Origin of the sequence: Serratia sp. TMDUHS_CL (genome assembly GCF_037137105.1) — a bacterium.
Classification (GTDB): Bacteria; Pseudomonadota; Gammaproteobacteria; order Enterobacterales; family Enterobacteriaceae; genus Serratia; species Serratia nevei.
Window position 1 is genome coordinate 201,305 of sequence record NZ_JBBBDV010000007.1, and the last position, 25,850, is coordinate 227,154.

Annotated in this window: 22 protein-coding genes; 14 read left to right on the forward strand and 8 right to left on the reverse strand. The window is 62.5% G+C overall.

Annotated features, from left to right (window positions below):
- Positions 1–5: 5 nt before the first annotated feature.
- A complete protein-coding gene (gene allS / locus WCL58_RS15185) occupies positions 6–920 on the reverse strand; it encodes an HTH-type transcriptional activator AllS (RefSeq protein WP_060423483.1) in 915 nt (304 codons plus the stop codon).
- Between the two features lie 353 nt (positions 921–1,273).
- Here allS and WCL58_RS15190 point away from each other — a divergent pair, with 353 nt between their 5' ends.
- From WCL58_RS15190 to WCL58_RS15220, 7 genes are all read left to right on the forward strand, one after another.
- Positions 1,274–1,759 carry an ureidoglycolate lyase gene (locus tag WCL58_RS15190; RefSeq protein ID WP_336851335.1) on the forward strand — a complete coding sequence of 162 codons (486 nt, stop codon included), beginning with the start codon at positions 1,274–1,276 and terminating at the stop codon, positions 1,757–1,759.
- A 70-nt stretch (positions 1,760–1,829) separates the two neighbouring features.
- On the forward strand, positions 1,830–2,645 hold the full coding sequence (gene allR, locus WCL58_RS15195; RefSeq protein ID WP_038875050.1) for an HTH-type transcriptional repressor AllR: 816 nt from the start codon (positions 1,830–1,832) through the stop codon (positions 2,643–2,645).
- 119 nt (positions 2,646–2,764) lie between these two features.
- Positions 2,765–4,546 (forward strand): glyoxylate carboligase, encoded by a 1,782-nt coding sequence (gcl, locus tag WCL58_RS15200; RefSeq protein WP_033637372.1) that lies wholly within the window; start codon positions 2,765–2,767, stop codon positions 4,544–4,546.
- 11 nt (positions 4,547–4,557) lie between these two features.
- Positions 4,558–5,337 carry a hydroxypyruvate isomerase gene (hyi, locus tag WCL58_RS15205; RefSeq protein ID WP_033647243.1) on the forward strand — a complete coding sequence of 260 codons (780 nt, stop codon included), beginning with the start codon at positions 4,558–4,560 and terminating at the stop codon, positions 5,335–5,337.
- Between the two features lie 10 nt (positions 5,338–5,347).
- A complete protein-coding gene (gene glxR, locus WCL58_RS15210) occupies positions 5,348–6,229 on the forward strand; it encodes a 2-hydroxy-3-oxopropionate reductase (protein ID WP_033647242.1) in 882 nt (293 codons plus the stop codon).
- A 254-nt stretch (positions 6,230–6,483) separates the two neighbouring features.
- On the forward strand, positions 6,484–7,737 hold the full coding sequence (locus WCL58_RS15215) for an MFS transporter (protein WP_204275857.1): 1,254 nt from the start codon (positions 6,484–6,486) through the stop codon (positions 7,735–7,737).
- A 129-nt stretch (positions 7,738–7,866) separates the two neighbouring features.
- On the forward strand, positions 7,867–9,009 hold the full coding sequence (locus WCL58_RS15220) for a glycerate kinase (RefSeq protein WP_336851336.1): 1,143 nt from the start codon (positions 7,867–7,869) through the stop codon (positions 9,007–9,009).
- A gap of 57 nt (positions 9,010–9,066) precedes the next feature.
- Here WCL58_RS15220 and allE read toward each other — a convergent pair whose 3' ends face one another.
- From allE to allD, 4 genes are all read right to left on the reverse strand, one after another.
- Positions 9,067–9,852, reverse strand: coding sequence for a (S)-ureidoglycine aminohydrolase (gene allE, locus WCL58_RS15225; RefSeq protein WP_060423489.1), 786 nt, complete (start codon positions 9,850–9,852; stop codon positions 9,067–9,069).
- A gap of 57 nt (positions 9,853–9,909) precedes the next feature.
- Positions 9,910–11,169, reverse strand: a complete 1,260-nt coding sequence (locus tag WCL58_RS15230) for an MFS transporter (protein ID WP_043146764.1) — start codon at positions 11,167–11,169, stop codon at positions 9,910–9,912.
- Positions 11,166–12,413 (reverse strand): allantoate deiminase, encoded by a 1,248-nt coding sequence (gene allC, locus WCL58_RS15235; protein ID WP_336851337.1) that lies wholly within the window; start codon positions 12,411–12,413, stop codon positions 11,166–11,168. Before allC ends, WCL58_RS15230 begins: the two co-directional genes overlap by 4 nt.
- Before the next feature lie 172 nt (positions 12,414–12,585).
- Positions 12,586–13,635 (reverse strand): ureidoglycolate dehydrogenase, encoded by a 1,050-nt coding sequence (gene allD / locus WCL58_RS15240; RefSeq protein WP_060423493.1) that lies wholly within the window; start codon positions 13,633–13,635, stop codon positions 12,586–12,588.
- Between the two features lie 358 nt (positions 13,636–13,993).
- Here allD and WCL58_RS15245 point away from each other — a divergent pair, with 358 nt between their 5' ends.
- The 5 genes from WCL58_RS15245 to cfa all read left to right on the forward strand — a co-directional run bounded on the left by WCL58_RS15245 (position 13,994) and on the right by cfa (position 20,092).
- The gene (locus WCL58_RS15245; protein ID WP_336851338.1) at positions 13,994–15,661 is read left to right on the forward strand and encodes an acyl-CoA synthetase FdrA; all 1,668 of its coding nucleotides are present in this window, start codon (positions 13,994–13,996) and stop codon (positions 15,659–15,661) included.
- Positions 15,662–15,670: 9 nt separating this feature from the next.
- Complete coding sequence (locus WCL58_RS15250) at positions 15,671–16,936, forward strand: DUF1116 domain-containing protein (RefSeq protein ID WP_336851339.1); 1,266 nt, start codon at positions 15,671–15,673, stop codon at positions 16,934–16,936.
- Positions 16,937–16,952: 16 nt separating this feature from the next.
- Positions 16,953–17,822, forward strand: a complete 870-nt coding sequence (locus WCL58_RS15255; protein WP_336851340.1) for a DUF2877 domain-containing protein — start codon at positions 16,953–16,955, stop codon at positions 17,820–17,822.
- Between the two features lie 21 nt (positions 17,823–17,843).
- Positions 17,844–18,746 (forward strand): carbamate kinase, encoded by a 903-nt coding sequence (locus tag WCL58_RS15260; protein ID WP_047025725.1) that lies wholly within the window; start codon positions 17,844–17,846, stop codon positions 18,744–18,746.
- 194 nt (positions 18,747–18,940) lie between these two features.
- Positions 18,941–20,092, forward strand: coding sequence for a cyclopropane fatty acyl phospholipid synthase (cfa, locus tag WCL58_RS15265; RefSeq protein ID WP_336851341.1), 1,152 nt, complete (start codon positions 18,941–18,943; stop codon positions 20,090–20,092).
- A 283-nt stretch (positions 20,093–20,375) separates the two neighbouring features.
- Here cfa and WCL58_RS15270 read toward each other — a convergent pair whose 3' ends face one another.
- From WCL58_RS15270 to tesA, 3 genes are all read right to left on the reverse strand, one after another.
- Positions 20,376–21,230 (reverse strand): co-chaperone YbbN, encoded by an 855-nt coding sequence (locus WCL58_RS15270; RefSeq protein ID WP_025160052.1) that lies wholly within the window; start codon positions 21,228–21,230, stop codon positions 20,376–20,378.
- Between the two features lie 77 nt (positions 21,231–21,307).
- Entirely contained in the window at positions 21,308–22,084 is a 777-nt protein-coding gene (locus WCL58_RS15275) for an SDR family oxidoreductase (RefSeq protein ID WP_060423505.1), read from the reverse strand.
- A gap of 26 nt (positions 22,085–22,110) precedes the next feature.
- Entirely contained in the window at positions 22,111–22,749 is a 639-nt protein-coding gene (tesA, locus tag WCL58_RS15280; protein ID WP_164268474.1) for a multifunctional acyl-CoA thioesterase I/protease I/lysophospholipase L1, read from the reverse strand.
- Here tesA and ybbA point away from each other — a divergent pair.
- Both ybbA and ybbP read left to right on the forward strand, forming a co-directional pair.
- Positions 22,720–23,406: a putative ABC transporter ATP-binding protein YbbA gene (gene ybbA / locus WCL58_RS15285; RefSeq protein WP_004940192.1), complete on the forward strand. Its 687-nt coding sequence runs from the start codon at positions 22,720–22,722 to the stop codon at positions 23,404–23,406. The genes tesA and ybbA overlap by 30 nt on opposite strands.
- Complete coding sequence (gene ybbP, locus WCL58_RS15290; RefSeq protein WP_336851342.1) at positions 23,403–25,835, forward strand: putative ABC transporter permease subunit YbbP; 2,433 nt, start codon at positions 23,403–23,405, stop codon at positions 25,833–25,835. The genes ybbA and ybbP overlap by 4 nt, the downstream gene beginning before the upstream one ends.
- The last annotated feature ends 15 nt before the right edge of the window (positions 25,836–25,850 follow it).

Here is a 25,850-nt window from a genome sequence, read left to right on the forward strand (position 1 = left end):
GCGACTTAATCCAGGGCGCTGACCAAACCCGCGATCAGCGGATCCCGCGTCTGGAACAGGCCGATCAGGGTACGCACCGCCTCACCGCCGCGAGCATCGGACCAGGCCAGCGACAGGGGAGAGGGCTGGCGCGGATATTTGAGCTGCTTAGCCACCAGCTCGCCGCTATCAAGGTAAGTTTGGCACAGCTGGCGCGGAAGGAAACCGATCCCGAGACCGCGCAGATGGCACTCCAGCTTGGTGCGCAGGTCCGGCACTTTGATCTCCTGCTGGCCCGACAGCAGCCAGGCGGTGCGCTTGGCCAAATGGCGCGCGGTATCTTCGACGTTGATCGCCGCGTAAGGGCGCAGCTGCGTTTCGTTCAGCGGATCGGCGGCGGCGGCCAGCGGGTGCGTCGGCGCGATGGCGAACACCCAATCGATCTTGCCCAGGGGCAGTACCTTGATGCTGTTTTCCAGCGATTCATTGCCCGCCGCCCCGATCGCCAGATGGCAATCCTCATTCAGCAGCGCGTCCCACACGCCCATGTACACCTGGCGGGAAATGTGAAATTGGGTGAACGGGTACTTGGCGTGCAGGTGGGCCAACAGCCCGGCCACGGCGGCGGCGTCGTACAGCAGGTTGTTGACAACGATATTCACCTGGTGCTCTACGCCGTCGTTGATTTGGCGCAGTTCGCCCGGCATGGCGTCCAGCCAGGTGTGCCACTGGCGGCAGCGCTCCAGCAAATACTCTCCGGCCGGCGTCAGGTTGACGGTGCGGGTGGTGCGGATAAACAGCTGCGTGCCGATGCTCTCCTCCAGCGTTTTGATGCGGTAGCTGATGGTGGCGGTGGTTTTGTGCAGCAGCTCCGCCGCGCGGGAGAAACTTTGGCACTCGGCAACTTTGATAAACGAACGAATGGTTTCGTGATCCAGCATGAGGGGTCCTTGGCTGACACCGCCTTTTCGGTTATCGGTGAGAAGAATCTACTGATGTTGCGGCGCGATAGGCAGCGGCAAAGCCCAACCCCACGATCCCGGTCACAGAATCACCCGATAGCGATGAACGCGCGCCGCCCCATTTTGCCCGATGATGAATTGGGCGGTTTTTTAATTCATTGATTTAAAGCAACTAATATTGCTCTTTGATCGTAAAGTGTGCGGGTGATCTTGTTGTGGAAAAATTTTCCAAAAAAATGCTGTCAAATTCACCACGCGCTGTCTAGAGTGAAGGCGTTGGGTGAAATATCGCCGTTCAATCGTCGTCTGGGTCATGCGCTTTGGAGAATCACATGGATTTAGTCATCGAAGAATTAACGCCGGCGGCCTTTGCGCCTTATGGCGATGTATTGCAGATAGAGGGCTCGCGTTTCTTTCATATCAATGACGGAAAAACCGAGCGTTATCACGATCTCGCCAAGATAGAGGTGTCCGATGGCAACCGGGTGCTGGCCAGCATCAACCGGGCGGAACCCTGCGATCTGCCGATGACCTTTTCCCTGTTGGAAAAGCATCCGCTCTCGTCGCAGGCCTTTGTGCCGATGAACGGCGAACGCTTCGTGGTGATCGTCGCCGAACCGGGCGAAAACATCTCCATCGGCACGCTGCGCGCCTTTATCACCAACGGCAAGCAGGGAATTAACTATCACCGCAATGTCTGGCACCATCCGCTGTTTGCCTATGCGAAGGTCACCGACTTTTTCACCATCGATCGCGCAGGTGCCGACAACTGCGTGGTCAGCCGCTTGCCGGAGCCGTATCGCATAGTTTTGGCATAGCGCTGGCCGCACGCCGCGCAGGGCGTTTATCATAGCGTCACCCATGCCGTTACTGACAAAGGAAGCTTGAATGACCGAATTACGCAGGAAAGGACGACCCGCCACCGAAGCCGGCGCCACCAAAGGTGCGCAGGCGTTGGATCGCGGGCTGGAGATCCTCCAGTACCTGGCCAACGCCGGGGGGAGTTCGTCGGTTTCCGTGCTGTCCGAAAAGCTGGAGCTGCCGCTGTCCACCACCTTCAGATTGTTGAAAGTGCTGGAGAAATCGGAATTCGTCTTTCAGGATCCACAGCTGGGCTGGTGGCATATCGGCATTCAGTCGTTCACCGTCGGTTCCGCTTACATGAACGATCGCGACGTGGTATCGGTGGCCGGGCCGTTCATGCGCCGGCTGATGCTGCTGTCCGGCGAGACCGCCAACCTGGCGATCCGCAACAATTTCGACGCGGTGCTGATTCGTCAATGCGAGTGCCAGGCGATGGTGCGCATGTGCGCGCCGCTGGGCAGCCGCTTGCCGCTGCACGCCTCGGGCGCCGGCAAAGCGCTGCTGTACCCGCTGGCGGAAGAGGAGATGCTGGATCTGATCGTGCGTTCGGGGTTGCAATCCTACACGCCCAAGACGCTGACCAGCGTGAACCTGCTGCGCAAGGATCTGCATCAGTCGCTGGCGCAGGGCTACACCATCGACGATGAAGAGCACGCGCTTGGCCTGAACTGCCTGGCTTCGGCGATTTTCGATCGCAACAACAACGTGATCGCCGCCATCTCCATCTCCGGGCCGAGTTCGCGGGTCGGCAAGGAGCGGTTCAAGGAGCTGGGCGAACTGGTGGGTGAAGTGGCCAGAGACATCAGCGCCGCGCTGGGCGAATCGCGCAGCAAGGCGTAAACGTCGCGCGCCGGGGTGAACCGGCGCGGAGCAAGACTCCCCGTTTGATGAGCAAACGGGTTTTTTTGACCGCAATTTTAAGTTGGAAAAATTTTCCAATAAATTAAGGAGAGCATCACATGGCAATTATGCGAGCGGTAGACGCGGCAATGCACGTGCTGGAAAAAGAAGGGATCACCACCGCGTTCGGCGTGCCCGGCGCGGCGATCAACCCGTTCTACGATGCGATGCGGCGGCACGGCGGCATCAAACACTACCTGGCGCGGCACGTGGAAGGGGCCTCGCACATGGCGGAAGGTTACACCCGCGCCGCCGCCGGCAACATCGGCGTGTGCATCGGCACCTCCGGCCCGGCGGGCACCGACATGATCACCGGCCTTTACTCCGCCTCCGCCGATTCGATCCCGATCCTGTGCATCACCGGCCAGGCGCCGCGTGCGCGTTTGCACAAAGAAGATTTTCAGGCGGTAGACATCGAATCGATCGCCAAGCCGGTGACCAAGATGGCGGTCACCGTGCAGGAACCGGCGCTGGTGCCACGCGTGCTGCAGCAGGCGTTCCACCTGATGCGCTCCGGCCGGCCGGGCCCGGTGCTGATCGACCTGCCTTTCGACGTGCAGATGGCGGAGATCGAGTTTGATCCGGACACCTACTCTTCACTGCCCGCCTATAAGCCGGCGGCCACCCAGGCGCAGATCGACAAAGCGCTGGATCTGCTGTGCGCGGCGAAAAAACCGCTGATCATCGCCGGAGGCGGCATTCACAACGCCGACGCGGCGGATCTGCTGCAGCAGCTGGCGGAGATCTGCAACGTGCCGGTGATCCCGACCTTGATGGGCTGGGGCGCCATTCCGGACGATCACCCGCTGATGGCGGGCATGGCGGGCCTGCAAACCTCGCACCGCTACGGCAACGCCAACCTGCTGGATTCGGATCTGGTGTTCGGCATCGGCAACCGCTGGGCCAACCGCCACACCGGCTCGGTAGACAAGTACACCGCCGGGCGCAAGGTGGTGCACATCGATATTGAGCCGACGCAGATTGGCCGGGTGATCTGCCCGGATCTGGGCATCGTCTCCGACGCGCGCATTGCGCTGCAAATGCTGGTGGATACGGCAAAGCGCCGCTTCGAGCGCGGCGAGTTGCCGAATCGCGACGCCTGGTGCGCTGCCTGTCTGCAGCGCAAGCAAACGCTGCTGCGCAAAACCCACTTCGACAACGTGCCGGTCAAGCCGCAGCGGGTGTATGAAGAGATGAACCGCGCCTTTGGTCGCGATGCCTGCTACGTCACCACCATCGGGCTGTCGCAGATCGCCGCCGCGCAAATGCTGCACGTTTTCGAGCCGCGTCACTGGATCAACGCCGGCCAGGCCGGCCCGCTGGGCTGGACGCTGCCTGCGGCGCTGGGCGTATGCGCCGCCGATCCGCAGCGCAAGGTGGTCGCGCTGTCGGGCGACTATGATTTCCAATTTATGATTGAAGAGCTGGCGGTCGGCGCACAGTTCAAGCTGCCCTATATCCACGTGCTGGTGAACAACGCCTATCTGGGGCTGATCCGCCAGGCGCAGCGCGGGTTCGATATGGATTACTGCGTGCAGCTGTCGTTTGAAAACATCAACAACGCGGAGATTGGCGAGTACGGCGTCGATCACGTCAAGGTGGCGGAAGGGCTGGGCTGCAAGGCGCTGCGGGTGTTCAAACCGGAAGAGATTGCGCCAGCGTTCCGTCAGGCCCAGGAGCTGATGCAGCAGCACCGGGTGCCGGTGGTGGTGGAAATCATCCTGGAGCGCGTCACCAATATTTCCATGGGCACCGAGCTGGATAACGTCAACGAGTTCGAACCGGTGGCGGCAACGCCGGAAGACGCGCCGACCTCGGTCAACTTCTTTGATTACCGTTGAGGAACCTTACCATGCCGAAATTTTCAGCCAACCTGTCCATGCTGTTCACCGAAGTCGATTTCATGCAGCGCTTCCGCCGGGCGAAGGAGCAGGGCTTCAGCGCGGTGGAATACATGTTCCCCTATGACTACCCGATCGCCGCGCTGCGCAGCGAACTGGAGGCGCATCGCCTGAGCCAGGTGCTGTTCAACCTGCCGGCCGGCGACTGGGCGGCGGGCGAACGGGGCATCGCCTGCTTGCCGGGGCGCGAAGCGGAGTTCCGCGACGGCGTCGGGCGCGCGATCGAGTATGCGCAGGCGCTGGGCTGCGATCGCATCAACTGCCTGATCGGCAATCCGGATCCCGCCGTCGGCCGCCACGCCACCGACGAACGGGTGAAGGAGAACCTGAGCTACGCCGCCGACGCTCTGGCGCGGCAGAATATCCGTCTGCTGATCGAACCGATCAACCGTTACGACATGCCGCAGTTCTACCTGCAAACCTCCCGGCAGGCGATCGAACTGATCGAGGCGATCGGCAGCCCCAACCTGTATCTGCAGTACGACCTTTACCACATGCAGCGCATGGAGGGAGAGCTGACGCAGACCCTTGAGCGCCTGCTGGCGAAGATCGACCACATTCAGGTCGCCGACAATCCGGGGCGGCACGAGCCGGGCACCGGTGAAATCAACTGCGAGTTTATCTTCGCGCAGCTGGATCGCATGGGTTATCGCGGCTGGATCGGCTGTGAATACAAACCGCTCACCACCACGGAAAGCGGCCTGTCATGGATTAAAAAATACCTGTCTTGAGGAGATGAAAATGAAAGTGGGATTTATCGGTCTGGGCATCATGGGCGCGCCGATGGCGGAAAAACTGCTGGCGGGTGGGCACACGCTTTACGCCCACACCCGGCATGAGGTGCCGGCGGCACTGTTGCAGCAAGGGGCCATCGCCTGCCGCGATCCGCAGCAGGTGGCGGATGAGGCGGACGTGATCTTTATCATGGTGCCGGATACGCCGCAGGTGGAAGAGGTGCTGTTCGGTGAACGCGGCTGCGCCGCCGGCAAGCTGAACGGCAAAGTGGTGGTGGACATGAGCTCCATTTCACCGCTGGAGACCAAGCGATTCGCGCAGCGTATCAACCAGCTGGGCGCCCAGTATCTGGACGCGCCGGTTTCCGGCGGCGAAGTGGGTGCCAAACAGGGCACGCTGACCATCATGGTGGGCGGCGAGGAAGCGACCTTCGAACGGGTGCAGCCACTGCTGGCGCTGATGGGCAAGAACATCACGCTGATCGGCGGCAACGGCGACGGGCAAACCTGCAAGGTCGCCAACCAGATCATCGTGGCGTTGACCATCGAAGCGGTCTCCGAGGCGCTGGTCTTCGCCTCGCGCGCCGGCGCCGATCCGGCCCGGGTGCGCGAAGCCCTGATGGGCGGTTTCGCCTCGTCGCGCATTCTGGAGGTGCACGGTGAGCGGATGATCAAGCGGGCGTTCGCGCCGGGGTTCCGCATCTCGCTGCACCAGAAGGATCTCAACCTGGCGCTGCAGGGCGCGAAGGCGCTGGCGCTCAGCCTGCCGAATACCGCCACCTGCCAGGAGCTGTTCAACGTCTGCGCCGCCAATGGCGACGGCGAGCTGGATCACTCCGCGCTGGTGCGTGCGCTGGAAATCATGGGCAACCACCGGGTGGCCGGCTAAGAGCACCCCCGGCATTTGATTTGCCGGCTTATCGTTAGAATCAGAGATGTTCGACATTAATAACGCCCTCTTTATGATAAATAAAGAGGGTCCCCGCCAATCCAATAAAAAATGATTCAGCACAATAAAAAGTAAAAAGCAGGATGCCAACCGAGGAGACACTGAATATGGCAACCGATAATGCTGTTATTGATAAAGATATTCTTACCGCCCCTGACAAAAACCGTTTATATCGAAAAATCGCCTGGCGCATTATGCCCATTTTATTAGTGAGCTATATCGTCGGTTATCTCGATCGGGTTGGGATCTCGTTTTCGAAATTTCAAATGATGCCCGATATTCTGAACGGCAATGTCTCGATGGCCGAAGCCGTTTACGGGCTGGGCGCCGGGGTGTTTTTCATCGGCTATATCATCGCCGGGGTACCCAGTAACATTCTGCTGAGCCGCTACGGCGCCAGAAAGATCATCGCGCTGCTGATGGTGGTGTGGGGGGCGATTTCGATGCTGAGCATCTTTATCACCAATCCCTGGCAATTCTACCTGGCGCGTTTCCTGCTGGGGCTGGCGGAGGCCGGCTTCTACCCCGGCGTGATCCTCTATCTGACGCTGTGGTTCCCGTCCAGCCAGCGCGCCAAGATGACCGCGCTGTTCGTGTGTGGCATCCCGGTCAGCAACATCATCGGCGGCCCGCTGTGCGGGTGGATCATCGAGCACATGAACGGCCTGATGAACCTCTCCGGCTGGCAGTGGCTGTTCTTTATCAGCGGCCCGCGCGCGCTGCTGATCGCCGTCGTCATCTTCTGTTTCCTGGATAATACCTATCAGAGCGCCAAGTGGCTCAGCCCGCAGGAGAAGGCGCTGATCAAAGAGGATATGGCGCAGAGCGCGCCGCGCCAGGGCGGTGCCGGCGGGCAGGAATGGACGATGAAAAGCATGCTGAGATCGTCCGCGTTCACCAAAATGTGGCTGATTTGCTTCTGCACCGTGATGGGCCAGGGCGGGCTGGCGTTTTGGGTTCCGACCATCATTCGCGACACCGGCGTGACCTCGGTGATGGATATCGGGTTGCTGACCATGCTGCCGTACATGCTGGCGGTGGTGGCGATGCTGGTGGCCGCGCGCAGTTCGGACAAGCATCGCGAGCGGCGCTGGCACATCATCGTGCCGTTCTGCATCGCCGCGGTGTCGCTGATCTTTATCGGCCTGTTCCCGGACAACAAGCACGTGGTGATGGCGGCGCTGTGCGTGGCGGTGGCGTCGAGCCTGGTGCCGTCGCCGCTGTTCTGGAGCCTGCCGAACGCCATTTTTACCGGCACCTGCGCCGCGGCGGGCATTGCGCTCATCAATTCCATCGCCAATATCGGCGGTTTTATTTCGCCTTATATCATCGGCTATTTCAAACAGCTGACCCACAGCAATTTGGCGGCGATGTGCGTCTTGTCGACAATGATGATACTGGGGGCGATATTAACCTACAGCGTGCCGGCGAAATGGGTCAATAAATAACACTTCCCATTATCTTCATTAAATAGTCGGCAACAGTTTTATTTTATTTCGCCATGCATTTCTCATCTGATTATTTCAGCGGGGGAAGGCATGGCCATTTTTTATTTCGTCTCGAATAAAGGAGGCATCATGAAAATTGTTATTGCACCGGATTCATTTAAAGAAAGCGTCAGCGCGGAGCGGGCGGCGCGGGCGATCGCGCGCGGCTTTCACGAGGTTTATCCCGATGCCGAGTGCGTCTGCCTGCCGATCGCCGACGGTGGCGAAGGCACGGTGGACGCGCTGGTGGCCGCCACCGGCGGGCGCAAAGTGAGCGTGGCCGCCACGGGGCCGCTGGGGGAACGGGTGGCGGCGTTTTACGGCGTCAGCGGCGACGGCAAGACGGCGGTGATCGAAATGGCGGCGGCCAGCGGGTTAATGCTGACGCCGGCCGAGCGCCGTAACCCGCTGCTGGCGACCAGCTACGGTACCGGCGAACTGATCCTGCATGCGCTGGATCAGGGCATTCGCCACCTGATCCTCGGCATCGGCGGCAGCGCCACGGTGGATGGCGGCGTCGGCATGGTGCAGGCGCTGGGCGGGCGCTTCTACCGCCCGGACGGCAAGGCGCTGCCGTGGGGCGGCGGCGAGCTGGCGACGCTGAGCGGAATCGATCTCAGTACGCTGGATGCGCGCCTGCGGCAGTGCCGGATTGAGGTCGCCTGCGACGTAGACAATCCGCTGGTGGGGCCGCGTGGCGCGGCGGTGGTGTTCGGGCCGCAGAAGGGCGCGACGGCAGCGATGGTGGCGCAGTTGGAACAGGGCCTGACGCAGTATGCCGAGGTGATCCGCCAGAGTACCGGCCGCGACGTGCGACAGGTCGCCGGCGGCGGGGCGGCGGGCGGCATGGGGATCGCCTGCCAGGTGTTTCTCGGCGCAACGCTGAAGCCGGGCATCGAGATCGTGATGGCGGCGCTGGGCCTGGAGCAGGCGCTGGCGGAGGCCGATCTGCTGGTCACCGGCGAAGGGCGCATCGACAGCCAAACGCTGGGCGGCAAGGCGCTGTCCGGCGTCGCTCGTCTGGCGCGCGCGCGCGGCCTGCCGGTCATCGCGCTGGCCGGCGTGGTGGAGGACGGGGCGGAGGCGCTGCACGCGCAGGGGATCGACGCGATGTTCAGTATTCTGCCGCGCCTGAGTACGCTGGCGGTCGCGCTGTCGCAAGGGGAACTCAACCTGCAGCGCAGCGCCGCCAACGTCGCCCGCGCGATGCGCATCGGCCGGCGATTGGGATAAATAAAAAAGAAGGCCACGCTGCGCGAGCAGGTGGCCTTGGTTTTGGCGGCGAAGCGCTTACGGCTCGACGTCGCGGTTGCAGTCCTTGGAGTAGATGTAGCTGAAGGTTTCCTGGCCCACCGCATAGCCCGCCTGTTGCACATAGGCGCCCATGAAGATGTAGTCGCCTTGCTTCACCGGCATCCATTCATTGTCCAGGTTGTACACGCCGGCACCGCTGAGAATGTAGGCGCCATGCTCCTGCACGTGGGTCTCGATGTAGCCGTGGCTGGCGCCGGGAGCGAAGGAGAGGATGTGCATATTCATGTCGAAGCCCAGATCTTTCGGCAGCAGATCCTGCAGGATCACCTCGCTCATGCCCTCGTAGTGGATCTGCTCCAGGTTGGCGACGTTGTTGCTGACCACGTGCGCCTCGTAACCCTTGATGCGCTGATAGCGGCGCTTGTAGAGGAACAGGCGGCTGGATTGGCCGCCGTTGGCGTTTTCCAACCGCATCGTGACGCCCGCCGGGCAGTAAAGGTAGCCGCCGGCGGTCAGCGGGTAGTCGGTGGCGTCGGCGGAAGCGGTGATGGCGCCGTCGATGACGTACACGAAGGTTTCGAGCTCTTCGCCGCCAAAGCCTTTGGTGTTGCGGCCGCAGTCGTGCAGCGTCACCAGATAATCGACGAAGGTGGCACCCAGTTTCGGCGTCGACAAGATGGTGACGTCGCAGTTTTCAAAGCCGGGAATGACGTTGCGCACCAGGCCGTTCGGCGGGATCAGCGCATAGTTGCCGCGTTTGATGATGGCGCGCGTTGACAGAATGTCGGTTGGATAACCGGTTTGATTGTTGAAGTAACCCACGTTGATTCTCCTGATCGTTGAAAGGGCGCCGCGGCGGCGCCCGGTAAAAAAGCGCCGTCAGGCCTCGGTGGCCGTTCGGGCTGCCGTAGTGCGTTTCATCAAGACGTTGACGGTGAAGAAAATGGCGGTGCCCACCAGCAGGATGGCGGCGGAGATGTAAAAGCCCATCACCTTGGAGCCGGTGCTGTCGGAGATTACGCCGGTGAGGAAGGGGGCGATCACCGACGAGGACATGCCGAAGAAGTTGAACACGCCGAAGCTGGTGCCATAGCCTTTCTTCGGCGCGTTGTCGGCGACGAAGGAGATCATGATCGGATCGACCGCCAGCTTACCCAGCAACCCGTACAGGATCAGGCTGATCAGCAGCATGGTGGAGTCCGGCGAAATGACTGTGCAAACCAGCATCACCGCCGCGCACAGCTCGAGGAAAATGATCAGCTGCACCTTCTTGTTGCGGAAACGGTCGGACATGCGGCTGAAGAACAGCGCGCCCGGCACCGAGGCGAACGCCACCAGGGCGGAGGAGAAGCCGATAGCCACCCCTTCAAAGCCGCGCTCTTGCTGCAGGAACGAGGGCAGCCAGGTGACTATCATGTAGTAGCCGTAGCAGGTGGCGAAGTACATTGCGTAGGCGGAGATCATGCGCAGGCTGAACAGGCCGCTGGCCTGGCCGTCCTCTTCGGGCTCGGCAGCCGTCGGCGCAGCGGTCTGGCTGACGGCCGCCGGGGCTTGAGGCTGCGAGCCTTTGATGACCACGGCGAACACCAGCGTCATCACCACCAGCAGGCCGGTGATGATGAACAGCATGATCTGCCAGTTCATGTTGAAGCTTTTCACCAGCAGGCTGGAGGCGATCAGGCCGATGGCCATGCCGAGCGCCGAGCCGCTGTTGATCACCGCGGTCGCCAGGCCACGGCGTTCCAGCGGGATATTCTCCGACGACAGGGAGTAGGCCGAGCCGTAATAAGAGCCGCAGCCCATGCCCGCCAGCAGGCTGCCGGCATAGACCATGGTCAGGCTGGTGGCGTTGCCGATCAGCAGCGTGGCGATGATGAACAGGCAGAAGCCCGGGATCAGCACCACCTTCTTGCCGAATTTGTCCACCAGGATGCCCGCCGGGATCTGCATCCCGGTGTAGGCGAAGAAGTAGAAGCTGGCGATCAGCCCCATTTCCGCATTGGAGTGCGCGCCGATGGTTTGTTGGATCTCGGGGAAGATCGGCGTCAGGACGGTGCGATAGATCCAGATCACCGCCCAGCCCAGACAGAGCACGACGACGATCTTTTTCCAGTAGCGCGGGTCGATGTCGTTGCTCATGCCTCGGCCCCCTGTTCGGTGTAGGCCAGCTGATACAGCGTCTGCGCCAGGATTTTCACCCCTTCGTTCAGATCGGCGACGGCGGTTTTTTCCGCCGGGTTATGGCTGATGCCGGCGATGCTCGGCACGAACATCATCACCGTCGGCACGCGCGGGGCGAAGATTTGCGAGTCGTGCCCGGCGCCGCTGTGCATCATGCGGTAATTCAGCCGCTGCGTTTCGCACAGGCGGCTGACGCAGGCCACCAGCTGTTCGTTCATCGGGATCGGCGCTTCGTCCATCCACAGATCGATCTCGGCCTCGATGCCCATCTCGGCGCAGATGCGCTGGATATCCTGCTCGATCTCCTGCGTGAAGCGCAGCAGCGCGGCCTGATCGGTGTGGCGGCAGTCGAGGGTGAAGTGAGTAAAGCCCGGCACCACGTTGACGGTGTTCGGTTTCGGCTCTACCTTGCCGAAGGTCAGCACCAGCGGATCGCCCTCGGCGCGCGCCTTGGCGATCGATTCGCAGCAGATGCGGCTGAAGGCATGCACGGTATCCCGGCGGTAACTCATCGGGGTGGTGCCGGCGTGGTTGGCTTCGCCCTGCAGACGCACGTCATAGCGCCGTTGGCCGACGATGCTGGTCACCACGCCGATGGTTTTGCCTTCGGTTTCCAGCACCTTGCCCTGCTCGATGTGGATCTCTACGAAGGCCGCGATGTCGCTGCGCAGCGGCTGATGCGGCGGAGGGAAATCGAAACCGGCGTCGCGCATGGCGTTGACGAAGCCGACGCCCTTGGCGTCCGTAATGTGTTGCACGTCTTCCCGCCGGGCCAGGCCGACGATGTTCTTGCTGCCCCAGAACACATAAGGGAAGCGGCTGCCTTCTTCTTCCGCCAGCGCGATGACTTCCAGGCTGCGCAGCGGCGGGCCGTAGGTGTCCTTGAGGTGTTTGATCGCCATGAAGGCGGCTTCGATACCGAACTGGCCGTCGAGGTTGCCGCCGTTGACCACCGTGTCGATGTGCGAACCGGAGAGAATCACCTGGTCGGGGTATTTGCTGCCCTCCAGTCGGCCGAACAGGTTGCCGACCGCATCAAAATGGGTGTTCAGCCCGGCGGCCTCGAAGACGTTTTTCAACGCGTGCTGCGCTTCGATCCATTCCGGGGTATAAAGCAGACGCGTCATGCCGCCGCTGGGGTCGGCGCCGATTTTCGATAACCAGCCGGAAATATCACGGATTTCTTGTTGGAAGTCTTTCATGTTTACCTGCCCGCATGTTGTGTCTCAGCGGCGATGCGGCCAGGGCTGATGCTATTCGCCGCCGGCCGGCCTATTGCGCTGAGCGCGCTGATGAAGGTTTTCTTTTTTCTCCCCGGCTCTGACATTTCAACCGCGAGCCGCGGCGTAAAAAGCCCACGATAATAAGAGTGCGTTAACTGGCGAAGGGATCTTTATGGTCGTAAGAACGCTGGTAAATAGCATTTGAAATTAAGTATTGATAAATATCGTCGACGATTTCGATGCCGTTTTTCTCGCTTTCCATTTCACGCGCATGGCTGTTCTGCCCTGGATAAAGCACTTTGCTGACGCCCGGCGCCGGCTTAACGGCATTCAATTCTTTCATGACCTGGCTGATATTTTTACGGAATGCGGATTCGTTGGTGAAATAACCCGGGTTCAGCACGATATGCAATTGGCCCAATTCCCGGCCGGCGCTGAGATCGTGATACATCGAGCTGACGTGTTTGCCGAACGGCAGGCCGAGCAAAATGCCCGACAGCACGTCGACCATCATCATCAGGCCGTAGCCTTTCGGCCCGGCGATCGGCAGCAGCCCGCTGACGGCGAACGGATCGGTGGTGTGCTTGCCCTCGGCGTCCACCGCCCAGGTATCCGGGATGGCGGCGTTGCGCGAGCGGGCGTCCAGCACTTTGCCCCAGGCCTGTACGGTGGTGGCCATATCGAAGGTGATCAGCTCATCGCCTTCGCCCGGCGCGGAGAAGGCGATGGGGTTGGTGCCGTAGTAGACCTCGGCGCCGCCGTACGGCACCACCATCGGATCGGACTGGCACAGCGAAATGCCGATCATGCCGGCGCGCGCCGCCTGTTGCACGAAGTACGACAGCGCCCCGCTGTGGCCGATGCGGCGTACGCCCACCACCGCCACGCCGTTCTCTTTCGCCATCTCGATGGCGCGATCCATGCTCAGCTTGGCCGCCACGTGCCCGGCGCCGTTGTCGCCGTCGAAAATGGCGCTGCAGGGGCCGGTTTTTTCAAAGGTGAAATGCGGGTGATTGTTGGTGCCGCCTTTGCTGATGCGTTCGGAATAGTATTCGACCCTGACCGCGCCGTGAGAATGAATGCCGCGCGCATCGGCATGAACCAGCACGTCGGCGACGATGCCGGCGTGTTCCTGGCTCAGGCCGGCGGCGTGAATTTTTTGCTGGATAAGCTGATGTAATTGTTGTTTAGAGACCTTCATATACAGTCCTTTTATCACTACGGTTTATTTAATTCGCCTCTGCGTTGTAATGTATAAATACCGGGTGGGAATAATGTGATCCAGATGCGTTTTATCCGATTGGATTAAAAATTCGTTGAATTAAATCGCCATTGTTAGAAGTTTTTTTATAAATGCTTTTTTTCGTCTGGATTAACTAATATTCAGGCGATTAAGTTATTTTTTCTAACAATAGATAAAGTGTGACCGTACTCACCTCTGGGCGTGGTTTTAATTTGTAGCTTGATCATTAACCTTTTCGCTGGATTCAATGCATCGCCGCGCCGCCGGTGCGGGAAATATTGCCGATATTATTAAATGCTGTCTTAAGGATATCACCATGATCCATGCTTTTATTAAAAAGGGGAGCTTTCAGGATTCCGTCAGCCTGATGTTGATCTCCCGCAAACTCAGTGAATCTCCCAAGGTCGAGGAAATATCCGTCATGATGGGGACACCGGCCAATAAATCCTTATTGGAGGTGACCGGTTTCTGGCACCCGCAGTTTAGCGAAGCGACGCCGAACGATATTTGCGTGGCGATCAAAGCTGAGTCCGCCGACGAGACGATCGCCGAGGAGATCGGCGCGGCGCTGGAGACGGCGCTCAAGGCGATTGCGCAGGGGAGCCAGGGCGGCAAAAAACTGCTGCGGGCGCGCAGCTGGCGCACCGCCAGGCAGAAGCTGCCCGCCGCCAATCTGGCGCTGATCTCGATCGCCGGCGAATACGCGGCGGAGCTGGCGGATAGCGCGCTGGAAGACGGCTGCAACGTGATGATGTTCTCCGACAACGTCAGCGTGGCGCAGGAAGTGGCGCTGAAAACCAAGGCGCGCGAGCGCGGGCTGATCGTGATGGGGCCGGACTGCGGCACCGCCTGCATAGCCGGCGCGCCGCTGGCGTTCGCCAACGTGGCGCCCGCCGGATCTATCGGCGTAGTGGGCGCCTCCGGCACCGGCATTCAGGAGCTTATTTCGCAAATTACCCTGGCAGGCCAGGGCATCTCGCACGCCATTGGCCTCGGCGGGCGGGATTTGACGGCGGAGATCGGCGGCATCAGCGCCATCAGCGCGCTGCGCATGCTGGCAGCGGATCCGCAGAGTCTTGTGCTGGCGTTCGTGTCCAAACCGCCGGCACCCGAGGTGCGCCAACGGGTGATCGACGAGATGAAAGCGCTCGGCAAGCCGGTGGTGGCGCTGTTCCTCGGCGCGCAGTCCGCCGTGCGCCAGGAGGGCAACATCACGTTCGCCGCCACGCTGGATGAAGCGGCGCGGCTGGCGGCGATGCTGGGCTGCGTGCAGCAACAGGCGGCGCAGCAGCCTGCGGTCCCCGGCGGCAAAATCGCCGGGCTGTACGCCGGCGGCACGCTGGCGGCCGAATGCGCGATGCTGCTGGCGGAAAAACTGTCCCTGCCGGTGGATAGCGAACACCCGCGCGGCGCCATGCTGGTGGCCGACGACCATCGCATCATCGACATGGGCGATGACTTTTATACCCAGGGGCGCCCGCACCCGATGATTGACCCGACCGCCCGCAATCAAGAAATCGCCCGCCTGGCGCAGCAGCCGCGGACCGGCGTGTTGCTGCTGGACGTGGTGATCGGCTTCGGCGCTCAGGACGATCCGGCGGCGTCGCTGGCGGCTGAGGTGGCCAACGTGCGCGCGGCGCGCGGCGCGGCCCACCCGCTGGCGGCAATCGCCACCGTCACCGGCACCGAACAGGATCCGCAGCAGCGCTCGCGGCAAATCGCCACCCTGCAGGAAGCCGGCATCGCGGTGATGCCGTCGCTGCCGGCGGCGGTCGCGCTGGCGCATCAGCTGATTACCCCCGTCTTACCCGCACCCGAACGCGAACGGCCGGCCTTGCTGGACGGCGTCGCGGTGATCAACGCCGGGCTGCGCAGCTTCGCCGATGACCTGCAAACCAGCGACATTCCGGTGGTGCATTACCAGTGGGCGCCGGTAGCCGGTGGCGATCAACGATTAGCCAACATCTTGAAAAAATTAAAGTAAGGAACCGCTATGTACGCAACGATTGAGCAAGCAAACGCCGCCGTTATCGCCCGTATCCGCGAGGCGCGCCCGCACTGGCAGGATGTGGATCTGGCGCACCGCTTGATCCCGCAGCTGGCCGAAGGGCGCAAGCTGCTGCATGCCGGCCCGCCGGTCACCTGGCAAGAGATGAGCGGCCCGGTGCGCGGCGCCTGCATCGGTGCCTGCCTGTTCGAAGGCTGGGCGCAGGATGAGCAGCAGGCGCTGGCGCTGCTGGCGCAGGGGGAAATCGAGTTTATCCCGTGCCACAGCGTGAGCGCGGTGGGGCCGATGGGCGGCATCACCTCGGCCCACATGCCGATGGTGGTGGTCAGGAACACCGTTCACGGCAATTACGCCTACTGCAACATGAACGAAGGTATCGGCAAAGTGATGCGCTTCGGCGCCTACGGCGAGGACGTGCAGCAGCGCCTGCGCTGGATGCGCGACTCGCTGGCCCCGGTGCTGAAAGCGGTGTTGGCGACGCTGGAGGAAGGGATCGATCTGACCGCGCTGATGGCGCAGGCGATCAGCATGGGGGACGAATTCCACCAGCGCAATATCGCGGCCTCGGCGCTGCTGATGCGCAGGCTGGCGCCGGAGATCAGCCAGCTGCCGCGCGATAAGGCGGAGCTGGCGCAGGTGATGCAGTTCCTCAGCATCACCGATCAGTTCTTCCTCAATCTGGCGATGGCCTACTGCAAGGCGGCGATGGACGCCGGGGCGGAGATTGAGCAGGGCACCATCGTCACGGTAATGACCCGCAACGGCAAGAATTTCGGCATCAAGATCAGCGGGATGGGCGATCGTTGGTTCACCGCGCCGGTGAACACGCCGGAAGGGCTGTTCTTCTCCGGATTCAGCCAGGCGGACGCCAACCCGGACATCGGCGACAGCGCGATCACCGAAACCTTCGGCATTGGCGGCGCGGCGATGGTGGCGGCACCGGGCGTGACGCGCTTCGTCGGGGCTTCCGGCGGCATGAGCGCCGCCACCGACATCTCCGAGGAAATGGCGGAAATCTACCTCGAGCGCAACATGATGCTGCAGATCCCGACCTGGGACTTCCAGGGCGCCTGCCTGGGGCTGGATGCCCGGCGGGTGGTGGAAACCGGCATCACGCCGCTGATCAACACCGGCATCGCCCACCGCGAAGCCGGGGTCGGGCAAATTGGCGCCGGCACGGTGCGTGCACCGCTCGGCTGCTTCGAGAAAGCGATCGAAGCGCTGGCCGACAAGCTCGGCATTACGGCGTAAGCGAACGGAGGCGCATATGGACATTATCGCGTTGGCCGGCAGCCGCCATGCGACGCAGGATTACGGCGCGCTGCGCTGCGTCGGCAGCTTCAACAACGCGATCAATTTCCTGACGGAAAACGCACGGCTGCTGACGCTGCACCGCGCCGGCAGCGGCCTGAGCCCGATGGGGTGGCAGCTTGGCGCGCGGGATTTCGATCGCGTGCGGCGTGCGGTGCCGTCCGTACGACGCTGCGCTTTCTCCGCCGCAGGCATCACGTTGGGTGCGCTCCTGGTGCGGCCCGCCGCGGCGGCGCGGGATCTGGCGCTGTCGCCGCGTGCGGCCATTGCCGATCGGCCGCTGACGGCGGTATTGCAGCGCTGCACGGCGCAGTGCGGGTTGCACGGCGAGCTGGGCCGATTGGTGAGGCAGCCGTTAACGCCGGAGCCGGCCGCGCTGGTGCGGGATTTTTCCCGTTGGCTGCGGGGCGACACGGTCGACTGGCACCAGGCGCTGGGCAAGGGGCCGGGGCTGACGCCGAGCAACGACGACACCTTGCTCGGCCTGCTGCTGAGCGCCCACCTCGACAGCCGCATCCCGGTTACCGGGCTGGCGCCGTTTTTCGCCCAGACGCCACCGCTGGACGCGCTGACCACGCTGGTGAGCGCGCACTACCTGCGTTACGCCGAGCAGGGCCTGTTCGCCACGCCGCTGCATGCGTTGGCGCAGGGGCTGCGGGCGCCTGAAGGCGTATCGGCGGCGGTGGCGGCGGTGCTGAGCCTGGGGCACTTCTCGGGAGCGGACACGCTGCTGGGCGTGTGGCTGGGGGTGACGACGATTAACGCACTGTGCGGCGCGCGGTGTGAACACGAGGGCCGGATCGCGGATCCGGCCGGGACGGTATGATTTCAACTACGGGTGCAAACCATGAAAACCTTGGTCATTGCGTTGGGCGGCAACGCCCTGTTGCAGCGCGGAGCCGTGCTCTCTGCGGAAAATCAGTATAAGAGCATCGCCCTTATCGCCGACGCCATCGGCAAGCTGGCGCAGAAATACCGCATTGCCATCGTACACGGCAACGGGCCGCAGGTGGGGCTGCTGGCGTTGCAGAACCTGGCGTACCGCGATGTGCCGCCTTATCCGCTGGATATTCTGGTGGCCGAAAGCCAGGGCATGATCGGCTATATGCTGGCGCAGCAGTTGAGCGCCAGCCATCCGCAGCAGCCGGTGTCCACGCTGCTGACGCGGGTGCTGGTGGATGCGCAGGATGCGGATTATCAGGCGCCGAGCAAGTTCATCGGGCCGGTGTATGCGCCGGAACAGCGGCAGGCGCTGGAGGCCAAATACGGCTGGACGCTGAAGGCGGACGGCAACTACATCCGCCGGGTGGTGCCTTCGCCGGCGCCGCAAAAGATCCTCGACATCGAGGCGATCACGCTGCTGCTGTCGCAGCGGCACATCGTGATCTGCAACGGCGGCGGCGGTATCCCGATGATCGCCGGCGAGCATGGGCTGACGGGCAGCGAAGCGGTGATCGACAAAGATCTGGCGGCGGCGCTGTTGGCGGAGCAGGTGGGGGCCGATCATCTGGTGATCCTCACCGATGCCGACGCGGTGTACCAGGAGTGGGGCACGCCGCGCCAGCGCGCTATCCGGCGCGCCACCACGCAGGAACTGGCGCCGATGGCGGTGGCGGACGGCGCCATGGGGCCGAAGATCATGGCGGTCAGCCGCTTCGTCGATCGCACCGGGCGGACGGCCCATATCGGTGGCCTGCAGGATATCGACGCGGTGCTGGCGGGCCAGGCCGGCACCTCTATTTTACCTTAGCCGCCGTCGGTTTATCCGCGCCCGCGCTGGCGCGGATAAGTATGCCTAAATGGCATGATTTCAATAATTTTTATTCATTTCATGATGTTGCTCGCCTTGGCTAGAGTAAAAACACCCCGGTATTTACCGTCAAAAATTTGTCATTTTTATTTGCGACTATGCTTTTTGAAATGACATTTCGGCCAAGGATTGTTATGGATTCGCTCAGTGTTGATGAACTCGCCCAGAAGAAGGATCGCTGGTATCGCATTGTGGAGGAGATGTTGGCGGAAGCCGGCGTCGCCATCAACGGCCCGCGCACCTGGGATATCCGGGTGCACAACCCGGCGCTGTTCAAACGCATTTTGCAGGAAGGATCGCTCGGTTTCGGCGAAGGCTATATGGACGGCTGGTGGGAGTGCGAACGGCTGGACATGCTGTTCACCCGCATTCTGCAGGCCGGCGTCGATGAGCGGCTGCCGAAAAGCCTGAGCGACATCGCGCGTGTCGCCTATGCCCGGCTGTTCAACCGCCAATCGCGCAAGCGCGCCTGGCAGGTGGGCAAAGAGCATTACGACATCGGCAACGACCTGTTCCGGGCGATGCTCGATCCTTACATGCAATACTCCTGCGGCTACTGGAAAGAGGCGCAGACGCTCGAGCAGGCGCAGCAGGCCAAGCTGCGGATGATCTGCGAAAAACTGCAGCTGAAACCGGGCATGACGCTGCTGGATATCGGCTGCGGCTGGGGCGGGTTGGCGCAGTTTGCGGCGCAAAACTACGGCGTCTCGGTGCACGGCGTGACCATTTCCGCCGAGCAGCAGAAGCTGGCGCAGGCACGCTGCGCGGGGCTGGACGTCGAGATCTTGCTGCAGGACTACCGCGATCTGGATCGCCAGTTCGATCGCATCGTGTCGGTCGGCATGTTCGAGCACGTCGGGCCGAAAAACTACGAGACCTATTTCAGCGTCGCGGCGCGCAACCTGAAGCCGGATGGCCTGTTCCTGCTGCACACCATCGGTTCCAATCAGACCGATCTCAACGTCGACGCCTGGATAGACAAATACATCTTCCCCAACGGCTGCCTGCCTTCGGTGCGGCATATCGCCGAGGCCAGCGAAGGGCGTTTCGTGATGGAGGATTGGCACAACTTTGGCGCCGATTACGATCGCACGCTGATGGCCTGGCTGGAGAACTTCAAACGGGCGTGGCCGGAATTGGCCGGCGGCTATTCCGAGCGCTTCGAACGCATGTTCACTTATTACCTGAATGCCTGCGCCGGCGCGTTCCGTTCGCGCAATATTCAGCTGTGGCAGGTGTTGTTCAGCCCGGCGGGCGTGGAAGGTGGGGTGCGGGTCTATCGCTGATATCCCCGTCATATTTCAAGCTGCATCTGTGTTGGCTGCGTTTGCGCGCCCCGCTCGCTTACTTGAGTAAGCTCCCGGGGACTTACAAACTTGCCGCCTTGATGCAACTCGAACTATTTAGGGGATACCCTTCAATATTTACTTTGGGACAACAGATATACCCAATGGATTTCCAGTTGCGTCCAGGCGGCAAACGTGACAAACCCCAGGAGCTTAGATAACTAAGTGACTGGGGTTCGAACATGCAGCCGATAACGATGCGGCTGGAAAGAAGAAGGGTATATCAGTACAGCAGGGAGTACAGCTGGCGGCGATACTTAGCGGCCAGCGCGTCGCCGGTGCCGAGCGCGGCCAGAATGTCCATCAGAGTCTTGCGCGCGTTGCCGTTGGCGGCGGCCAGATCTTTCTTCAGATGCCCCATCAGCAGCTCTAGCGCTTCTTCGTTACGCCCGACCTGATGCAGCTGCAGCGCCAGCTGCACTGCCAGCTCGACGTTGTCCGGCTGCTGCTGCACCTGCTGTTGCAGCTGTTGGATTTCCGGGGTGTCCGCCGCCTGCTTCAACAGTTCAATCTGCGCCACCAGGCCCTGATAGCGGGTATCGCGATCCTGCAGCGGGATAGTTGCCAGCACCGCTTCGGCGTCTTCGCTACGGCTGAGCGCGATCTGGGTTTCGGCCAGGGTCAGGCCGATGTCGCTGCGCTGTTGGCTACTCTGCCAGGCGTCTTTCAGCAGCGGCAGCGCTTCGGCGGCGTTGCCGGCGGCCAGCAGTTCCTGCGCCTGCGCCAGTTTCAGGTCTTCTTCCTTCGGCAGGAAACGCTGCAGCAAGTCGCGGATCGCTTCTTCGGGCTGCGGGCCCTGGAAGCCGTCGACCGGCTGGCCGTCTTTGAACAGGTAGACCGTCGGAATGGAGCGCAGCCCGAATTGGGAGGCGATCATCTGTTCGGCGTCGCAGTCCACCTTGGCCAGAATAAACTGACCGGCGTATTCCGCCGCCAGCTTGTCCAGCACTGGCGTGAGCTGCAGGCAGTGTTGGCTGCGCTCGGACCAGAAGTAGAACAGCACCGGAATGGACATCGATTGTTCCAGCGTCTGGTGCAGGTTAGTTTCGTTAATATCAACAACAGCTTGAGCTAGCATCTTTTTTCTCTCTGATCGTGCGGAGCCATGGGGTGTAGATGGGGGCGCGCCGCCATTCTTCAACCCCGGCGGGCGAATTAAGCGTTGCTGCGCAGCAGCCAATCCAGACAGCGGCCCGGCAGAATGCGGCGCAGCACGCTCATGGCGTGCGCCAGCAGGGTCACCGGGTAGCGCAGTTTGGCGCGCGGGCTTTCCAGCGCGTGGCGCAGCTTGGGCAGAATGGCCTCCGGCGGCAGCGTCAGGCGCTTGGCGATGCCGGGGTTGTGCACCGGCTTGTCGCTCTGTGCCTGGTTGACGTTCTGGCTAAAGTGGGTAGAAATCGGCCCCGGTTCGATCAGGCTGACCTGAATGCCGCTGCCGTGCAGCTCCATGCGCAGCGCGTCCGACCAGGCCTCCAGCGCGAACTTGCTGGCGGCGTAGGCGCCGCGCCCGGCGCTGGAGACCAGCCCCATCACCGAGCTGGTCTGGATAATGCGCCCTTCGCCGTGCGGCAACATCGCGGGCAACAGCAGCTGGGTCAGCTGGTGGGTGCCGAACAGGTTGGTGGCGAACTGCCGCTCCAGCTGGCTGCGCGAAATGCGGCTGAGCGGGCCGTAAACGCCGAAGCCGCCGTTGTTGAACAAGCCGTACAGGCGGCCACCGGTCAGCGCGATCACCTCGGCGGCGGCGCGCTCGACGCTGGCGCTGTCGTCCAGATCCAGCTCGATGCCTTCCAGCCCGAGCTGGCGCATGTTTTCCACGTCCTGCGGCTTGCGACAGGCGGCCAGCACCCGGTAGCCGCGGTTGCGCAGATCCTGCGCCGCAATCAGCCCAATCCCGCTGGAGCAGCCGGTTATCAATACTGCTTTTTGCATAACTTTACCTAGTGTACGACCCTAATTTAGTTAGACTCATGTTTTACTAGCGGTTCCAGGCGCTCCGCCATCCAGGTGGCGATAAACGGCTGGGCGTCCCCATTGGGGTGCAATCCGTCATCCTGCATCCATTCCGGCTTCACCACCACCTGTTCCATATAGAACGGCAGCAGCGGAATGTTGAACTGCTTGGCCAGCGCCGGGTAAACGGCGCTGAACGCCTCGGTATAGCGGCGGCCGTAGTTCGGCGGGATGCGGATCTGCATCAGCAGCGGCTGTGCGCCGGCCTGCTGCACCTGTGTGATGATCTGGCCGAGATCGCGCTGTACGTCCTGCGCCGGGAAACCGCGCAGGCCGTCGTTGGCGCCCAGCTCGATCAGCACCCAGCGCGGCTGATGCTGTTTCAGCAGCGCGGGCAGACGCGCCAGCCCCTGTGCGGCGGTGTCGCCGCTGATGCTGGCGTTGACCAACTGCGGTGCACCCGGTTTTTTCTGCCACTGTTCGGCCAACAGCGTCGGCCAGGCCCGCTCGATCGGCAGGCGGTAGCCGGCGCTTAAACTGTCGCCCAAAATCAACAAGGTATCGGCGGCGACAGCGCGTAAACTGAATAATCCCAACAGCAAAAGGAAGGGAAGATGCCAGCGGAAAACGTTCTTGAAGTTCATCATCTTAGTAAACACGTTGGTCAGGGTGAGCATCAGCTCACCATCCTTACCGGAGTCGAGCTGCTTGTCAAACCCGCGCAGACGATCGCCCTGATCGGCGAATCCGGATCGGGGAAATCGACCCTGCTGGGCATTTTGGCCGGGCTGGATGACGGCAGCGAGGGCGAGGTGCGCCTGCTCGGCGAGTCGCTGACCGCGCTGGACGAAGAGGGGCGCGCTGCGCTGCGCGCCAGAAACGTCGGCTTCGTGTTTCAGTCGTTCATGCTGGTGCCGACGCTGAACGCGCTGGAAAACGTGCAGCTGCCGGCGCTGCTGCGCGGCGAGAGCGACAGGCAAAGCCGCGAGCAGGCGGTGCAGCTGCTGGAACAGCTGGGATTGGGCAAACGGCTCGATCACCTGCCGGCGCAGCTGTCCGGCGGCGAGCAGCAGCGCGTGGCGCTGGCGCGCGCCTTCAGCGGCCGGCCGCGGGTGCTGTTCGCCGATGAACCGACCGGCAACCTCGATCGCCAAACCGGCGATCGCATCGCCGACCTGCTGTTTTCCCTCAACCGCGATTTTGACACCACCCTGATCCTGGTGACCCATGACGAAACCCTGGCGGCGCGCTGCCAGCGGCGGCTGCGGCTGCGCGAAGGCAAGCTGTGGGAGGAAGCATGATCTGGCGCTGGTTCTGGCGCGAATGGCGCTCGCCGTCGCTGCTGATCGTTTGGCTGGCGCTGACGCTCTCCGTGGCTTGCGTGCTGGCGCTGGGCAGCATCAGCGATCGTATGGACAAAGGGCTCAGTCAACAGAGCCGCGACTTTATCGCCGGCGATCGGGTGCTGCGCAGCGCGCATCCGGTGCCGGAAGGCTGGCTGCTGGACGCGCAGCAGCAGGGGCTGAAACTGAGCCGTCAGCTGTCGTTCACCACCATGACCTATGCCGGCGATCGGCCGCAGCTGGCGGACGTGAAAGCCACCGATCTGGCCTATCCGCTGTACGGCAAGCTGGAAACGCGCCCGGCCAACATCAAGCCCGAACCGGGCAGCGTGCTGGTGGCACCGCGTCTGCTGGCGCTGCTGAACGTGAAAGTCGGGGATTCGCTCGAGGTGGGCGACACCACGCTGCGCATCGCCGGTGAAATCATTCAGGAGCCGGACGCCGGCTTCAACCCGTTCCAGACCGCGCCGCGCATCATGATCAACCTGGCGGACGTCGATAAGACCGGCGCGGTGCAGCCGGGCAGCCGCCTGACCTACCGCTATATGTTCGCCGGCGCCGAGCCGGATATTCAACGTTACGAAGAACGGCTGACGCCGCAGTTGACGCCGGATCAGCGCTGGTTCGGGCTGCAGGAGTCCGGCAGCGCGCTCGGCAAGTCTCTGCAGCGATCCCAACAGTTCCTGCTGTTGTCGGCCCTGCTGACGCTGCTGTTGTCGATCGCCGCCGTGGCGGTGGCGATGAGCCACTATTGCCGCAGCCGCTACGATCTGATCGCGGTGCTGAAAACCCTCGGCGCCGGGCGCGGCGCGCTGCGTAAGCTGATCGTCGGCCAGTGGCTGGCGGTGATGGCGCTGGCGGCGGTGTGCGGCGGGGCGATCGGGCTGGCGTTCGAAGCGCTGTTGATTCGCCTGCTGAAACCGGTGTTACCGGCCGCATTGCCTGCCGCCGGCGCCTGGCCGTGGCTGTGGGCGCTCGGCGCGCTGGTGCTGATTTCACTGCTGGTCGGGCTGCGGCCGTACCGTCAGCTGCTGGCTACCCAACCGCTGCGGGTGCTGCGCCGCGACGTGGTGGCCAACGTCTGGCCGCTGCGCTACTTCCTGCCGGTGACGGCGGCGGTCGTGGTGGCGCTGCTGGTGACGCTGATGGGGGCCAGCACGCTGCTGTGGGCGATCCTGGCCGGTATGGCGGTGCTGGCGCTGCTGCTGGGCGGCATCGGCTGGGGCAGCCTGTTGTTGCTGCGCCGCATCACGCTCAAGAGCCTGGCGCTGCGGCTGGCGGTTAACCGCCTGCTGCATCAGCCGTGGGTGACCATCAGCCAGCTGGCGGCATTTTCGCTGTCGTTCATGCTGTTGGCGCTGCTGTTGGTACTGCGCGGCGATCTGCTCGAACGCTGGCAGCAACAGCTGCCGCCGGACAGCCCGAACTATTTCCTGCTCAACATGACTGAGGCGCAGGTGCCGCAGGTGAAAACCTTCCTGCAGCAGCACCAGATCAAGCCGGAAACCTATTATCCGATCGTCCGGGTGCGCCTGACCGAGATAAACCAGCAGCTGGCGACCGAGCGGGTGCATGAAGACGATCCGGGCGGCGAGGCGGTGAACCGCGAGCTGAACCTGACCTGGCTGGCCGATCTGCCGGATCATAATCCGCTGGTGGCGGGCAGTTGGCCGCCGAAAAGCGGCGAAGTCTCGATGGATGAAGGCATTGCCGGGCGGCTGAAGATCACGCTGGGCGACACGCTGACCTTCAGCGGCGATACCCAGGCGTTCAGCGCCAAGGTCACCAGTCTGCGCCAGGTGGATTGGGAAAACCTGAAGCCGAACTTTTACTTTATCTTCCCGCCGGGCGCGCTGGACGGCCAGCCGCAGACCTGGCTTACCAGCTTCCGCTACGACGGCGACGGCCAGATGCTGACCCAGCTCAACCGCCAGTTTCCGACGCTCAGCCTGCTGGACATCGGCGCGATCCTGAAACAGGTCGGCGGTGTGCTGCAGCAGGTCAGCCGCGCGCTGGAGGTGATGGTGGTGCTGGTGGTGCTGTGCGGTGGCCTGCTGCTGCTGGCGCAGGTGCAGGTCGGCATGCGTCAGCGCCGCCAGGAGTTGGTGGTGTACCGCACGCTGGGGGCCGGCAAACGGCTGCTGCGCCGCACGCTGTGGTGCGAGTTCGCCCTGCTGGGGCTGGTGGCGGGCATCGCGGCGGCGGTGGGCGCCGAGGCGGCGCTGTGGCTGCTGCAGAGCCGGGTATTCGACTTCCCGTGGACGCCGACGCCGGTGCTGTGGTGGGCGTTGCCGCTGGCCAGCGCGCTGCTGCTGTCGCTGTGCGGCGGCTGGCTGGGCGTGCGCCTGCTGCGCGGCCGGGCGCTGTTCCGCAGCTATGAGGGGTGATGTTGACTTAGCGGG